Source organism: Rothia sp. HMSC072B04 (assembly GCF_001813725.1).
Classification (GTDB): domain Bacteria; phylum Actinomycetota; class Actinomycetes; order Actinomycetales; family Micrococcaceae; genus Rothia; species Rothia mucilaginosa.
Genome location: NZ_KV813803.1, coordinates 71760 through 87036 on the forward strand (window position 1 = coordinate 71760; position 15277 = coordinate 87036).

The 15277-nt window shown below is 60.7% G+C and carries 12 protein-coding genes; 6 read left to right on the forward strand and 6 right to left on the reverse strand.

The window, feature by feature from the left end; genetic code table 11:
- Positions 1–1105, forward strand: a 1105-nt coding sequence (locus HMPREF2928_RS04760; RefSeq protein WP_141754958.1) for an S-layer homology domain-containing protein, incomplete at its 5' end; no start/stop codon positions are given.
- 120 nt (positions 1106–1225) lie between these two features.
- Here the strand turns inward: HMPREF2928_RS04760 and HMPREF2928_RS04765 are convergent.
- From HMPREF2928_RS04765 to HMPREF2928_RS09150, 4 genes are all read right to left on the reverse strand, one after another.
- Positions 1226–1990 (reverse strand): PspA/IM30 family protein, encoded by a 765-nt coding sequence (locus HMPREF2928_RS04765; RefSeq protein ID WP_070543768.1) that lies wholly within the window; start codon positions 1988–1990, stop codon positions 1226–1228.
- 265 nt (positions 1991–2255) lie between these two features.
- Positions 2256–4325 (reverse strand): TPM domain-containing protein, encoded by a 2070-nt coding sequence (locus HMPREF2928_RS04770; RefSeq protein ID WP_070687506.1) that lies wholly within the window; start codon positions 4323–4325, stop codon positions 2256–2258.
- Positions 4326–4594: 269 nt separating this feature from the next.
- On the reverse strand, positions 4595–6997 hold the full coding sequence (locus HMPREF2928_RS04775; RefSeq protein ID WP_070687507.1) for a non-ribosomal peptide synthetase subunit: 2403 nt from the start codon (positions 6995–6997) through the stop codon (positions 4595–4597).
- A gap of 308 nt (positions 6998–7305) precedes the next feature.
- The gene (locus tag HMPREF2928_RS09150; RefSeq protein ID WP_168160863.1) at positions 7306–7473 is read right to left on the reverse strand and encodes a hypothetical protein; all 168 of its coding nucleotides are present in this window, start codon (positions 7471–7473) and stop codon (positions 7306–7308) included.
- 374 nt (positions 7474–7847) lie between these two features.
- Here HMPREF2928_RS09150 and HMPREF2928_RS04780 point away from each other — a divergent pair, with 374 nt between their 5' ends.
- Positions 7848–9176, forward strand: coding sequence for a S1C family serine protease (locus HMPREF2928_RS04780; protein WP_070543765.1), 1329 nt, complete (start codon positions 7848–7850; stop codon positions 9174–9176).
- Between the two features lie 205 nt (positions 9177–9381).
- Here HMPREF2928_RS04780 and HMPREF2928_RS04785 read toward each other — a convergent pair whose 3' ends face one another.
- Positions 9382–10029, reverse strand: a complete 648-nt coding sequence (locus tag HMPREF2928_RS04785; protein WP_070687508.1) for a uracil-DNA glycosylase family protein — start codon at positions 10027–10029, stop codon at positions 9382–9384.
- Position 10030: 1 nt separating this feature from the next.
- Positions 10031–10498, reverse strand: a complete 468-nt coding sequence (locus HMPREF2928_RS04790; RefSeq protein WP_005508556.1) for a tRNA (cytidine(34)-2'-O)-methyltransferase — start codon at positions 10496–10498, stop codon at positions 10031–10033.
- A 160-nt stretch (positions 10499–10658) separates the two neighbouring features.
- Here HMPREF2928_RS04790 and HMPREF2928_RS04795 point away from each other — a divergent pair, with 160 nt between their 5' ends.
- From HMPREF2928_RS04795 to HMPREF2928_RS04810, 4 genes are all read left to right on the forward strand, one after another.
- The gene (locus HMPREF2928_RS04795) at positions 10659–11906 is read left to right on the forward strand and encodes a cysteine desulfurase family protein (protein ID WP_070687509.1); all 1248 of its coding nucleotides are present in this window, start codon (positions 10659–10661) and stop codon (positions 11904–11906) included.
- Positions 11907–12101: 195 nt separating this feature from the next.
- Positions 12102–13325 (forward strand): tRNA 2-thiouridine(34) synthase MnmA, encoded by a 1224-nt coding sequence (mnmA, locus tag HMPREF2928_RS04800; protein ID WP_049358409.1) that lies wholly within the window; start codon positions 12102–12104, stop codon positions 13323–13325.
- 101 nt (positions 13326–13426) lie between these two features.
- Complete coding sequence (locus HMPREF2928_RS04805; RefSeq protein WP_049342203.1) at positions 13427–13816, forward strand: chorismate mutase; 390 nt, start codon at positions 13427–13429, stop codon at positions 13814–13816.
- 150 nt (positions 13817–13966) lie between these two features.
- A complete protein-coding gene (locus HMPREF2928_RS04810) occupies positions 13967–15271 on the forward strand; it encodes a uroporphyrinogen decarboxylase/cobalamine-independent methonine synthase family protein (RefSeq protein ID WP_049358411.1) in 1305 nt (434 codons plus the stop codon).
- The last annotated feature ends 6 nt before the right edge of the window (positions 15272–15277 follow it).

Sequence of the window (15277 nt, forward strand, 5' to 3'; positions counted from 1 at the left end):
GCCCGTTGGCGTGGTCTTCTACTTCGACGGTGACTACTGGCAGCGTGACGAGTCCAAGGTCTACACCCCCGACGAGGGCATGCTCGCGGCGATGGGCAAGATCGCTAATGCCCGCAACATGGTCTTCGTGCCTATTATCTCCCCGGACACCAACGCATCCGGCAACGGCATCACCTGGTGGGAAGACATGAACACCAACGGTGAGTTCTTCCGCTCCTTCGCTTCCTCCTTCATCGGCCAGAACAACCTGGACGCTTCCCAGGTGTGGACCATGGGCTACTCCGGTGGCGCTGAGTTCATCACCTACGAGCTGACCGACCACAACACCGCATGGCGTAACGGTGGCGGCTCCATCATGGTTGCAGGCGGCGACTCGGACGGCTCCGTGGACGCTGATGCAACCACTAAGGGCTTGCCTATGTACTGGTGGGTTGGCGCGAACGACACCTCCGGTAACACCTACCCCGTCACCTGGAGCGCACGTGGCGCAGTCGAGTCCGGCTACAACGCATACCTGGGCGCTGGCTTCTCCGACGCCCGCGTGAAGCTGATTGACGGCTTCAGCCACCACGACTACGACCTGCCGCACATCCTGGCGTCCTCCCTGGACTTTGCGGGTAAGACCCCCGCGCTGGGCTACAGCGACCTGTCCGACTCGAACCCGAACTACAACGAGATCAGCTGGAACTCTGATCACCGCATCATGCTCGGCTTCGCGGACGGCACCTTCCGCCCGAACGCATCGGTCAACCGTGCACAGCTGGCAACCTACCTGTACCGCGTGGCTGGTCGCCCCGCAGTGAACGCACCGGCTGTTTCGCCGTTCAGCGATGTTCCGGTCAACCACCCCGCGTACAAGGAGATCTTCTGGCTGAGCCAGCAGGGCATCAACGGTAGCGACTTCCGCCCCCTGGAGGCCGTCACTGAGTCCACCATGGCTGAGTTCATGTACCGTGCAGCTGGCTCCCCGGCACAGGCTCAGGGCGGCTACGCGTCCCAGGCTCTGGCGTGGGCTGCCTCCAACGGTATCGGTACCGGTTCCACCTCTTCGGATGCGGTTACCCGCTCCGCGATGGCAGGCTACCTGTACATTTACGCGAACTAAAGCTCGCACCCCTTAACGCATAAAGATCCGCCCCGTTCCTGATGAGTTCAGGAACGGGGCGGATCTTTATAGGTTTAGCTCATGAAGTTATGCGCTAGACCAGGCTTGAGAATCCCAGGTTTAGAGAGTCTGGGTGGGGGATTCCACAGCCAGGGGAGCCGGAGCTGCCGGAGCGTTCTTTGCCTTCAGAGCAGCCAAGCGAGCGTCCAGCTCGGTGTCGCGCTCCATCTGGTCCAGGGTGTTGAACTGTGCGTCCAGGGAGGAAGCTGCCAGCTCCTGCTGACCGATGACGCGTGCCTCTTCGCGGCGAACCTTCTCTTCGAAGCGGCTCATCTCGCTGGTCGGGTCCAGAACGTCGAACGCCTTCAGAGCGTCGTTCACCTGGGTCTGAGCTGCTGCAGTCTTCTGACGTGCGGTCAGCTCATCGCGCTTGTACTTGACCTCTTCAAGCTTGGAGCGCATCTTCTCCAGGCCGTCCTTGAGCTGGTTGACAACCTGAGTCTGAGAAGCCAGCTGAGGCTCAACAGCCTGCGCAGCCTTCTCAGCCAGCAGCTGCTTGTTCAGAGCAATCTTCGCGAGGTTATCGAACTTGTCAGCGTTGGCAACGTCGCCAGCTGCGCGGAACTCATCAGCCTTGTTAGAAGCTGCCAGAGCCTTGGTGCCCCACTCCTGAGCGGTCTTGACGTCCTCAGCGTGGTCCTTCTCGAGCAGACGCAGGTTGCCGATGGTCTGTGCTACTGCAGCCTCCGCCTCGCGGATGTTGTTGGTGTAGTCACGAACCATCTGGTCCAGCATCTTCTCCGGGTCCTCAGCTGCATCAATCAGAGCGTTGATGTTTGCCTTAGCGAGCTGTGCAATACGGCCGAAGATGGTCTGCTTAGCCATAATCTCCTACTTTCTGTTCACGGGCTGCGGGGGAGCACTACGCTCCTCGTGAGCCGTGCCCGTATAACTAATTATGTGGCAGATTTCTGGGTGCATGCTGTGAAAATGATGCACGCCTGATTTCTGCAACCTAAACTTTTGGTAAATTACCTCAGGTGTTTTCCGACTGGGGAAGAAAGCGGTGAGGTAAGCTATCCACCCCGCCGGTCAGACTGTAGAAAAACCTACAAAAACCGACCGACAGAATCGGTAGCATCGGAGGCGGTTAGAAGCTACCGCCGTCACCGCCGCCGCTACCCCAATCGCCGCCACCGCCGCTGAAGCCGCCGCCCCAGCTGCCGCCGCTACTACCACCACTGCTGTGGCCGCCGCTGCTACCCCAGCTACTGGTGCCGGAGTTCATCGCGGTCATCAGAGCGCCCAGCAGCAGGCCCTTCGCCAGGTCACCGCCGAAGCTGCCGCCGCCGCGGTCGTTCTGGTTGTTGTAGTAGTTGCCGACCTCGCTCTGAGCTCGGTTCTGCGCATCGGTCGCCTTCTGAATCGCCATGTTGGCTTCCTTCATAGCGTTCAGCGGATCCGAAGAAGCCAGACGCTGAGCCTGACCCAGGTGACGCTCCGCCTCAGAAACAGCGGTCAGGGTCATCGGACCCACCGCAGCACGGCGGTTATTGATGTAGCTACGCGCACCGTTCACCGCAGCGTACGCAGAACGCATCGTACGATCCAGGTTCTGCGAAGCCGCACGAGAACGCTCACGGGTAGCACGCATATTCGTCATTGCCTTATCCAGCTCAGCGGAAAGCTGACGCAGCTGGTTCGCCAGAGTCAGCGGGTCATTCGGGCGAGCCGAAGCGCTCTGGTTGACCTGGTTGAGCACCGCCTCCATACCGGCAGCGACCGCACCCAAATCATCGCGGCGCTGAGATGCAGCCAGGCTCTTCGCCTCAGCCACGTCACGCTGAATGCTCAGCAGGTCGGTGCTCAGACCCAGCTGAGCCTGCTCCAGCTCATGCGAGCGGGTATTCACTGCCGCACCCAGCGCCTGAATCTGCGAGGCGGCTTCCTCAGCGGTGCGCAGGTGAGCAACCGCCTCCGAACGAGCCATCGCAACGGTCGCCTGAGCCTTCTCAACCTCCGCAGCACACAGCACCATGTTCGATTCCAACAGGGTAGGAGTCTTCGAAATGGGCTCCAGCGCGCTGGGCAGGTAACGTTCCTTCAACGCGCGGTACTGGGCGGCAATCTCCTCCACCGAGGCACGCAGCTGCGGCAGACGCTGAGCCAGAGCCTCAATAGCCTGCGGTGCCTCCTGCTCCAGGTTGCGCAACTGAGCCAGCTTAGCGTCCTGCTCCTGAGCAATGCGGGTGACTTCCTGAGAGTTATCAATAATCTCAGTCAACCAGGCACGCTGCTCAGCCTCGGTATCCGGGATGCTATCGGTCAGGAGCTGCTGACGCTGGAAGGACTTACGCATCAGATCCTCAGCACGCGCAATCTCCTGGGCGAACTCAGCAACCTGCTGATCGCTGTACTGTGCGCGCGCAAAATCCAGTTCCTGCTTCGCGTGGCTCATCGTCGTATCAGCCTGCAGCAGGGCGCTACCGGCGCGAGTGCGCAGCTCCTCCAGCGGAACCTCCGGAATGGGGGAGTAGTTACGAGGCGCACCGTAGGAACGCTGAGGCTGCTGCTGAGCGTTCTTCTTCTTGCGGCGGCGGTACATCGCGTAACCGCCAGCACCCACGGTCGCCGCCGCACCCACACCGAGCACGCCGGATACAACACCCGAAGAGCTACCGCCCTTCTGAGCCTCGATACCCTCAACTGCGGCAAGAGCCGCACCCGAATAGTCGCTATTCTGCAGCTTCGGTTTGATGTAGTTCTGGTACACCTTCGTCTGCTGATCACTCGACAGGGTCTTCGTGCTACCCGCCAAGAAATACGCCTGGCGAGACTCGGTAGCAATCACCAGCACCACATCGGCAGAACCCCAATTGTTCTTCGTGGCAAGCGCCTTCGTCCAGCTCGAAGAAGTAGACGGGTTCTCAAACTTATCGATGACCACTACGTGCAAATCCACGTTGTGCTTCTTCGACAGAGCAGAAATCTTAGACTTCAGGGTAGCGGTATCACCCAAAGAGTTCGTGGAATCGTACACGGTGGTGCCCGTAATCTGCATCGGGTCAGCAGCCTGAGCAGACGTGCTCAAAAATGCAGAACCAGCCGGCAGAACCACCGGGGCACAAGAAAGACCTGCCGCCAGCACTGTGGCACCCAAGATAGTGCGCAGGCGAGGGCGTGCGGGACGAATCTGACGCGCAAAGGCGTGCTCGGTCATGGTCTTTCCTCCGTTGTCGTGAAGTATGAACGGACCTGCACTTCACGGCGTGCTTGTTCATCGCACACCTTAGTGCTGGTCACATTATTAGTGTAGCTGTGGCACAGCCACACAGACGCACAGATACGAGAATATTGCGCCGCTGTTTGCCGACCGTTTACCGACTTCCCAGGCTTTATACAGGAAAGCTGGTATACAGGAAAGCCGGTATATAAGAAAGCCAGGGTCTAGGCTCATGCTAGACCCCGGCTCACCGGCTATTCAGACAGTTAGCGCCGACGCGCAATCTTTAGATTGCTCATCAGGTGCTCCACTACCTCCGCGGCATTAACATCGTGGATGCTCTGTGCTATGCCGTTCACTACCTGAACCCGCGAAGATGAGGCGAACATCCAGCCTAAGAACTGCACAGTATTCAGCAACCTAGAACTGCGATCTGCCTGCTTTCGCATCTGTGACCACAAAAAGGGCGTAGTCGGCACACCACGGCCCTTATACACCTGGGAATTAGAATGGGCATCCAGAAGCTCAGCGAGCGCCTCAATATTTTCGGTCAGCTCCTTCAAATCCTCATCCCCGGCAGAGGAGCCGACGTAATACCGTTCAACCAGGCTCAAAGGCATGTAGCCGCTACAGCTACTCACCCACGCCAGCTTCAACCGTAGATTCTGCAGACGAAGCACCTGCCGTAGAAGCCGCGAATGGGTGCGCAGCACTGACAACGGCATGGAAGATAACCTTTTCTCCTCCGAAAGCAGACCCTCGGCACTCTCCCCGGAAAACGCCTTATACGGATCCGAGACGCCCACCAGAAGCACCGGTCCCTCGTAGTGAACGAACGCCAGAACCTCGGGAACACTCGAGAGGGAACGGATGCGCTCGCCAATGGTCGGAAGATCCTCCCCATCCGGGGCGTACTGTTCGCGGCTGAACATCAACGTCTGGATAGGCTTCTCGGCAAGGTCGGGCGAGTAATGAGCAAGCGCCCGCAAATCGGTCACAACCTCCGCTAGAACGCCGTCCTGCTCAACCTGCAGAAGCTCCTCCAGGAGCTCAATGACAGAGCGCGCCTGCAGGCTCAAGACAGCGGCGCAGAACTCCGCATCCTGAAGCTCAAGACGCACCTTCTCCAGGCGCTCTTCCAGCGTGGACTGCACGCCCTTGAGCTCAAACTCGCTCAGCTGCTCCGGGCGGAGCATACGGTGCGTACCGTCCTCGCCGGGACGGTAGAAAAGCTCGCTAAACTCCAGCGTAGACTGAACGCCCTTCAACGCCTGCTCTCGCAACTCGGGCAGAACGTCAAAGGCGACTTCGGTCATCTCATTCCAGACCTTGGCCTCATCGAGATTTGAATCCTTACGAACAGTCTTTTTCCAAGTCTCGGCAAGCTGCATAGCGCGATCAAATTCGCTCAGCTCCACAAAAGCCGCCAGCTTCTGGGCACTCTCACGCAGATAACGCACCGCGTACAGGCGGTCGCTCAAAGAATCCGGGAGGGTATCCTCCAGTAGACGCCAACGGAAGGTACGCTCAAAGCACTCCTCCGTCAGGCTAATGACGGTGGCGCTCAGGGAGAGCGCATGATCACGGGCAAAAGCGAAAGAACCCGGCGCCTCCGCCAGACGAGGCAGGGACGTATAGAACTCCAGCGCCCCGCTCAGCTTCAGCCGAGATACCCGGATGGTCTCTTCCAGCTCGGCGGCAAGCACCGTGCGGTCAGCCTGAGCAGTCTCCTTGAAACTGTGTAGCGGGGAAATCTGCGCACGCTCGAGCGTCTGCAGGTTCATTACCGCACGCATGAGGTAGTTCTCAAGAATATTGATCTGCTGTAGGCGCGGACGCTGATTCAGCGGAACATGATTCTCCTGCGTGCCCACCAGCAGATGCTGCGGCACACCGCTAATCGACGGCAACGCAAAGACCTCATCCTCTGATGTACTGGCAGAAAGCACCATGGGGTAGCGGCTGCGCTGCGCGTTCTCTAGAGGGGGAATGAGCTTGAAGTTGGTACTCAGAGAGAAATGGTCAGAGGGCGCCGGGTTACTCTGTGCCGGGTTACTCTTGGGAGCCTGCTGGGCGGCCTCCTGCTGCGGGCGCTCTTCAGGCTGCGCCGGGGTGTTCTGGGACATGCTCTGCTGCTCCTGGCTTTCTGCTGAATGGTTCTGCACCAAAGATGAGCCGGAGGCACCGCCTGCCTGCATCGGCTCCAACGGCGAAGGTGCAGCCACCGGCTGCTGAGGAGGCTGAGATGAGGCAAGGTGAGGCGAGGTCGCCTGAATCTGCTGACTCTGCTGAGCCTGCTGAGCACTATTACCCGGCTGCGCTGGCTTCGGCTGGTAGTGCATCGGGTAGCTCACCGCGCCCTGTACTGGTTGCGAAGGAACCGGCTGAGGGGGTACTTGCTGTGAAGGCCCCTGCTGATTGGGTGCCTGCGGGGGCGGTACCTGCTGATTCATCGCCTGGTTCTGCTGCTGTTGCAATACCTGCCGCCTAATCTCACGCGCACGACGGCGCGAAGGGCTCAATGACGCGAAAAACGCTACCGCCGCGCAGATTAGAACAAATATAAGCAACGCGTACAGGCGGGTAGCGCCGTCCAAAGAAGACGCCACCGCCGCAGGCATGATCGGCAGCGCGCCAACAAGAGCGAAAACAGCAGAAATAATCCTCATGACTTCACCATAACCCAGCTAAATCCCGGGTGCTCGCAACGCCGTTGCCTTACCGCATACTAAAAGGGAAGTAGCCGGGGTACCGGGTGCTCTCCGCCAGTGCTTCCAGCATCTGCGCCAAGGTTAAAGGACGATGCGGCGTGCGCCCTCATGCAGGGGGGGGGCTCACACCGCATCGATCATCACTCAACTCACTATCACACCCGGGCCGGTCCTCACACCGACCCTTCGGGACATACTGGGGATTCTCGCCCCTCCCGGTGCAGGGCTCTCATCTCCCGCCCCGGAAAACTATCAAACTCTTTACGCTACCTACCGGCAGTCAGTGCGTGGGTAGCCATCTGCTGAGCCAGCTCGGAGGCCTTTTCCGCACGATGACGGCGGTACACCATTCCCGAGCAACACGCCACAATACCCGCACCAATACCGATGGAGCTTGCCAAGATCGCACAGAAAATCAGGGTGCCGATCATCATGGGTTTCTCCTTTGCCTTTGTCCTTTGCCTTTGTTCTCGGCTCTATGCGCCTTCAACATTACGGACTGACCCTGTGTTCAAGCTGTGTACCAAGAAGCGTCATGCTGTGTAAACCGTGAAGAAAAACCGAGTGCTTTAAAAGAGAAACCTGAGAGTGAGTAGCGAACAAAGCCCCAAAATAAACTAGCTGCCGAGCAAATCGTCGGGTATCTCAGACCAGCGAATCAGCTGCCGATGAAAGGGCGCGCGGAAAATTCCCAGGGAACTCCCCGATAACCAACAGCAAAAAGATATAGAACGCAATGAAACACCATCTACAGTAGAAAGATAGCGTGTGCCCAGGGTGACGCATACGCACGACTCTAGGAGAACTCATGACTCAAAACAATGGATGGTCCTACGGCGGCAATGACGGCGTCACGGATGCAACCCGTCCCCTGCAGAACGTGAACGGACAGGCAAGCTACCAGCCCGCGAACCAGCAGCAGGGTCAGAACGCATACCCGCAAGCATATGCTTCTCCCGGCTACACCTACCCCCAGGCAGCCGCTGCTCAGGTCGCTTCGGCGCAGTCTGCACGCCAGAACACCGATAACAACAAGCGTTACGGCGCAGGTGTTGTGCTCACCGCGGCTCTGCTTGCAGCCCTCGTTGGCGGTGGCGTTGGCGCGGGTGTCGGAGGCGGCATCGCAGCATCGAATAACAGCTCCACCAGCACCTCCTCCCGTGGTTCCGTCAGCTCCAATATCAGCAACTCTTCCACCGTGGCAGGCGTAGCAGAAACCGCGAAGAAGGTCCTGCCCTCTACCGTGACCATCATGGCCTCAAGTGGCTCCACCTCCGGCGGCGGTAGTGGTGTCGTCCTCGACAAGGACGGCCACATCCTCACCAACCACCACGTGGTCACCCTCGAATCTTCCAGAGAAGCATCCACCATTGAGGTTCGCCTGAGCGACGGTACCGTACGCACCGCATCCGTGGTAGGCCTGGACTCTGCCGCTGACCTGGCAGTCCTGAAGATTAACCCCTCCGGCCTGGACCTGCAGCCCATCACCTGGGGCGACTCCTCCAAGCTGGTCTCCGGCGAAGCCGTGGTTGCCCTCGGCGCGCCGTATCGTCGTAGCGAATCGGTGACCGCCGGCGTAGTCTCGAACGTCAACCGCGTGCAGCCCGCTGACGCGAAGGGTCAGAACTACATCCCCATGATTCAGGTTGATGTGCCCATCAACCACGGTAACTCCGGTGGCCCGCTGGTGAACCTCAAGGGCGAACTGGTCGGCATTAACGCGCAGGGTCAGGCAAGCCAGGACGGCGGCACCGCCGACGGTATGGCGTTCTCCATTACCTCCAACTACGCCAAGCGCATCTCCTCCGAGATCATTGCCAAGGGTAAGGCAACCCACGGCTACCTGGGCGCGAGCGTAAAGAACAGCCCCGCGGACACCGGTTCGGGCTCGTCCAAGCTCATCCCCGGTGGCGTTGAAATTGCCTCGGTAGAATCTAACAGCCCCGCCGCGAAGGCAGGCCTGCGATCCGGCGACGTCGTGATTGAAGCCGACGGTCACGCCGTGACCAAGAGCGACGAGCTTAACGGTACCGTGCGTGCCGCGGCAGCAGGCTCTGATCTGAAGCTGAAGATTAAGCGCGGCTCCTCCACCCATGACATCACCGTGACCCTGGGCGACGCCGACAGCCAGAAGTAAACAGCCAGAAGTAAAACGCACTCTGCCTCTGAACAGGTAGAAACGCGGTTGGGAAACACCCGCTCAGCCGGCTCTACCGTTCAGTAACTCTAACTTTAAAAGAGTGCCACATGGTGTAACGAAAGAAAGCTCCCACCCCATATGCGGGGTGGGAGCTTCTTTCGTTAGTACAGCAAACTGTATTGGTGTTGCAGATAGGGGCAGGTTAGAGGCCCTCGAGAACCTCGCCCACGCGCTTCCGCAAAGCCGGGACAACCTCCTGCTCGAACCACGGGTTCTTCGCCTGCCACCTAAAATTCAGCGGCGAAGGATGCACCAGCGGCAGAAACTTAGGAAGATAAGACTCCCACGCACGAACCGTCTCCGTCAGGTTCCTCTGCGCCTTTGGGGCGTGCACACCATCCAGGTAGTGCTTCTGAGAGTAAGCCCCCACCAGCAGAATCAGCTGCACATCCGGCATCAGCTCCAGAAGCTGCGGATGCCACTTCTGCGCGAAATTCTTACGCGGAGGGTTATCGCCGTGCGCGCCCTTACCCGGGTAATAGAAATCCATCGGCAACAGCGAAATCAGGTCGGGGTTATAGAACTGCTCATCCGTCACGCCCATCCACTCGCGCAACTTCACGCCGCTCGGGTCATTCCACGGGATACGGCTCTCCTGCGCGGCACACCCAGGCGCCTGACCAATCACCACAATACGGGCATGAGGCGACGCCGAATAGACCGGCTCCCAACCCTGCTCCGTGAACTCCCTATTCTGCGGATCCTGGCGAATCTGTTCAGCCAGGGGAGGGACGGTCTCCAGAATCTGCTGAACCAGAGGCCCCGGCAGATTATGGTGTGCTGCAGCCATGCTAGATAGCGCCTCCCTCAAAACCGTTCTGACGCCACGCCTCAAAAATCGCAATGGACGCAGAATTAGCCAGGTTCAGCGAACGGCGACCCGGCTTCATCGGAATCTTCACGCGTTCGGTCACGTGCGGGTCCTGCTGAACCTCAGCGGGCAGACCCACCGACTCCGGACCAAACATGAACACGTCACCGGGACGGTACTCAATATCCGCATACGACGTCGAAGCAGTCGTCGTGAACGCAAAAACACGCTCCGGGGCAAGAGCCTCCCACGCATCCTCAAGGGTCTCATGCACCGTCACCACCGCCAGGTCGTGATAATCCAGACCCGCGCGGCGCAGATGCGCATCATCAAAGTTAAAGCCCAGCGGCTTCACCAGGTGCAGCTCAGCGCCAGTAATCGCCGCCAAACGGATAGCATTGCCGGTATTGCCCGGAATCTCAGGGGTATAGAAAAGAATCTTGAACACGTTCCTAAGTGTACCGCGCAGCCCCCGACCAGCCCCCGAGCGTCCCGGGGCAGTAGCGCTCGCCGACCCAGCCGCAGATGAACACGCCTAGAAGAGCGCGGATAGAGCGCGATAAAATAAGCGAGGCGAAAAACCGCCGAACAACCCAGCAGGAGGAACCATGAGCGCAGAAACCACCCGTCAGAACGGCCGCGTCTACCTCGACCACGCCGCCACCACCGACGTACTGCCCGCAGCCATCGACGCGATGGTCGAACAGATGCGCAACGGCGGCAACCCCTCCTCCCTGCACGCCGTAGGACGCGACGCCCGCGCCACCGTCGAATACGCCCGCGAACGCATCGCCCGCGCTGTTGGAGCCGACCCCGCCGAGGTTATTTTCACGTCCGGCGGCACCGAATCGGACAATCTCGCTGTCAAGGGCATCTACTGGAAGCGCCGCGAAGAAGACCCTCAGCGCACCCGAATTCTCGTCTCCTCCATTGAGCACCACGCCGTGGAAGAAACCTGCGAATGGCTCGAAAAGGCAGAAGGCGCGCAGCTCGAATGGATCCCCGTAGACGAGCACGGTAGCGTCAACCCGCAGACCGTCCGCGAACTCATCGAGAAGAACCCCGAAGACGTCGCGCTCGTGACCGTCATGTGGGCGAACAACGAGGTCGGTACCGTACAGCCCATCCCCGAAATCGCCGCCATTGCTGCTGAATACGGTATTCCCGTGCACTCGGACGCTGTGCAGGCATTCGGCGCGGTGCCTATCGACTTCCACGCCAGCGGGGTAGCGACCCTCGCAATCTCGGGCCACAAAATCGGTGGGCCCATGGGCATCGGCGCGCTGGTAGCAACCCGCGCCGTGCAGCTGACCCCCGTGCTTCACGGAGGCGGTCAGGAACGCTCCGTACGCTCCGGCACCATCGACGCGCCCGCCATCGCAGGTTTCGCAGAGGCCGCTGTGCACTCGGTACAGCACATCGCCGAAGAATCCGCCCGCATCGCCGCGCTACGCAACGAACTCGTTGCGGCAATTAGCGCGCTCATCCCTCAGGCGCACCTGAGCGGCGAAAACCCGCTCACCGAAGAATACCCTGGCCAGAAGCGACTGCCCGGCAACGCCCACTTCACCTTCGAAAATGCAGAAGGCGACACCCTGCTCTTCCTTCTGGACATGCAGGGCATCAGCAGCTCCACCGGCTCCGCCTGCAATGCCGGGGTGACCCGCCCCTCCCACGTGCTCATGGCAATGGGAATGGACGAAGACACCGCCCGCAGCGCCCAGCGATTCACCCTCGGCCATTCCACCACCGGAGCCGATATCGCACGCCTCATCGCGGCACTACCCGCCGCCTACGAACAGGCAGCAAAGGCGGGACTGTCCTCGCAGCTGCCGGACGCCTCCCGCTGGCATTAGAAAAGCAGAAGAGAAGATACCCAACCGCCCTCAGCCTGCAATCTCAGCGTTCGCTGAGGGCTGGCTGAGGGTGCACTGCCCAATATCCCGCCGAGCCCCTGCGTACAATGGGTAGCTACAGTAACGGAAAGTCCGCCCGCACACAGGGCACGCTCCGAACGTTCCTAGAAGCTCAACACAACAGAAGGATAGGCAGTGAAAATTCTTGCAGCTATGAGTGGCGGCGTTGACTCCGCAGTCGCCGCAGCCCGCGCCGTAGAAGCAGGACACGAAGTAGTCGGCGTTCACCTAGCCCTATCCCGCATGCCCGGCACCCTGCGCACCGGCTCCCGCGGCTGCTGCACCCTCGAAGACTCCATGGACGCCCGCCGCGTCTGCTCCCAGCTGGGCATCCCCTTCTTCGTCTGGGACTTCTCCGAACGCTTCAAGGAAGACGTCGTCGACGACTTCATCTCCGAATACGAAGCCGGACGAACCCCCAACCCCTGCATGCGCTGCAACGAAAAGATTAAGTTCGCCGCGCTACTCGAACGCGCCCTCGCACTCGGCTTCGACGCCGTAGTGACCGGCCACTACGCCCGCGTCATCACCACCGAAGACGGTAACCGCGAACTGCACCGCGCCGCCGACTGGGCCAAGGACCAGTCCTACGTGCTCGGCGTGCTCACCCACGAACAGCTCAAGCACGCCTGGTTCCCCCTGGCGGATACCCCCTCCAAGGCACAGGTGCGTGCGGAGGCGGCAGAGCGCGGCTTCTCCGTGGCGAAGAAGCCGGACTCCTACGACATCTGCTTCATCCCCGAAGGTGATACCCGCGCCTGGCTGGGCGACCACATCACAATGCGCCCCGGCCTCATCAAGGACACCCACGGCGAGGTGCTCGGCGAGCACCCCGGCGCGCAGGCGTACACCGTAGGCCAGCGTAAGGGCCTGGCGCTGGGCCGCCCCGCCGCCGACGGCAAGCCTCGCTTCGTGCTTGAGGTGCGCCCCAAGGAAAATGAAGTCATCGTCGGCTCCCGCGAGCTACTTGCCGTGCACGAAATCCGCGGTATCCGCGCCACCTGGGCGGGTGTCCCCGTGGAACAGGCGGCACGCTTCCTGGAACAGCCCGCGCAGCTGGGCGCCCGCAGCGAAGAGTTCGAGGTGACCGCACAGGTGCGCGCGCACGCCGACCCGGTCCGCGCCAAGGCGTACATGACCTGGGCACCCGACCCCGAAGCTGAAGAAGAAGGCGCACTGCGTCTGGAAACCGTAGTGCGCCTCCTGGATCCGCTCTCCGGCGTGGCACCGGGACAGACCATGGTGCTCTACCAGGGCACCCGCGTACTGGGTCAGTCCACGATCGCCCGCGCCTACTCGCTGGACCGCGAAGACATTCAGGAAACCCTGTCTGCTGGCGCCTCCACCAGCGCCGACTAGCCGCACAGAATAGCCGCGTACCCCGCTATTCGCAGCTGTTGCCGCAACAGCCTGCTCGAGCGCAACGCACAGAAGACCACAACCGGACTGAGGAGAGACCGATGACTGCCGAACACACTTCCTGCGAATTTGACCCCCACGCCACCTCCATGGGCGATGAAGTCGCGCCGGAGGTTTACGAGGAGCTCTTCGCCATGCGCCGCTCCATCGACAACTTCGATGCAGCGTTGGTGCACATCCTCGCGGAGCGTTTTCAGGCAACCAAGCGCGTGGGCGTCCTGAAGGCTAAGCACAACCTGCCCGCTGGCGACCCCGGTCGTGAAGAGGCGCAGATTGCTCGCCTGCGTGCCATGGCGAAGGAATCCAGCCTGGACCCGGAATTCGCGGAGAAGTTCCTGAACTTCATCATCTCTGAGGTGATTCGCCACCACGTGCGCATCGCGAACGAGCACGCTGACCAGGACGAAGAGACTGAAAAGTCTGAAAGCTAAGACTTTCTAAGATTTCACCCTCTTCGAGATCTCAGCCTCTCCGAAAAGCCCCGCTCTCATCCCTGCTGAGCATCCATCGTGCTGAGCGTCCAGCGGCAGAGCATCGACCCGCCCGCACTTTTCCCTAACCTGTCTTAACCTCACTCGTTTATGCCCCCTCAATCTTCCTCCCGCCAGAATGCCCGCACCGAGCCGGTGCCGGAGCGCCTGCTACTGCCCGGTGAGTACCGTGCCCCCGAAGGGGACGAACTGACCGAACAGGACCTCGCCGCGCTCGCTACGGAGCGTCCGCTGGTACGTGCTAGCGGTCTGGGCGATTTTCCCGGCGATGACCTGGCTGAGGCGATGTCCCGTGTGGAGGGCGAGCTGGGTTCCCCGCACTTGCCGTTCCTGCCGCATCTGCCTGCGCTGGGCTGGCGGAGTACCCCGCTGGCACGCACCCTGGCGGTGTGCGAGGGACTTGCCTTTGACGGTGCCTCGTTTGGGTGGCGCATGGTGCATAGCGGCGGCAGGGGAGCGCGCGAGTCTGCCCTGGCGCAGGACCGTCTGCTCTCCGATATCAATCTTCTCGCTGACCGCGTGGGCTCGCAGAAGAAACGTTTCGGTTCAGGGCAGGATACCGCCCCGGCGTATAAGATTCAGCTGGCCGGTCCGCTGACTCTTGCCGCCAGTATCTATTTGCCCGGCGGCGAGCGTGCCATTAGTGATGCAGGGGCGAGCCGTGACCTGCTGGAGTCGTTCCTGGAAGGCCTGGAACGCTGGATGGGTTCTCTGCGCGAGGCTCTGCAAGCTCCGCGGGCGCTGATTGCCGTGCAGCTGGATGAATCCGAATTTCAGCGTCTGATGGAGGGGGCCATCCCTACGGTGAGTGGTTTCCGCTCCCTGCCGGCTTTGCAACCTCACTACTATCAGCAGGTGTACCGCCGTATCTCGGAGCGTTTCGCCGAGCTGAATCTGCAGCTCATCCTGGATGTGGATGGCACCGCGCTCAAGCCTGTGCAGGAGCTGAAGCTGCTGAGCCAGTCCCGCCCCACCCTTGACGCGTTGGCTCTTGTGAAGGCGATGCGTGTTGAGGGCGGCGCTCCTTGCGCTTTGCTGTTGCATCCTGATCGTGCCCGCCTCAAGGGGCCGGGCACGCTGCAGGTTCCGCCGCTGAGCGACCCTCGTTCCTGGGAACCTGTGGCGCAACTTTTGGAGGCTCAGGCTCAGCTGTGGCTGCCGGTGGTGACCTCTGCGCGGGTTCCTGATCAGGTGCGCCGCCTGTACAGCCTGTGGCGCGAGGTTGGTCTTGAGCCGACCCAGTTGAGCGCGGTGGGTTTGATGCCTGATGAGCGTATTCAGAGCGGTTCCGTGCCTGCTGGGATGACTTCAGCCGCGGTAAGTATGCTGGATGCCACGGCTTCGCTGGCTCGGGTGACAGAGTGTGCCCGTGCATTGGCTGAGTGCGCGGTATGATTAGAG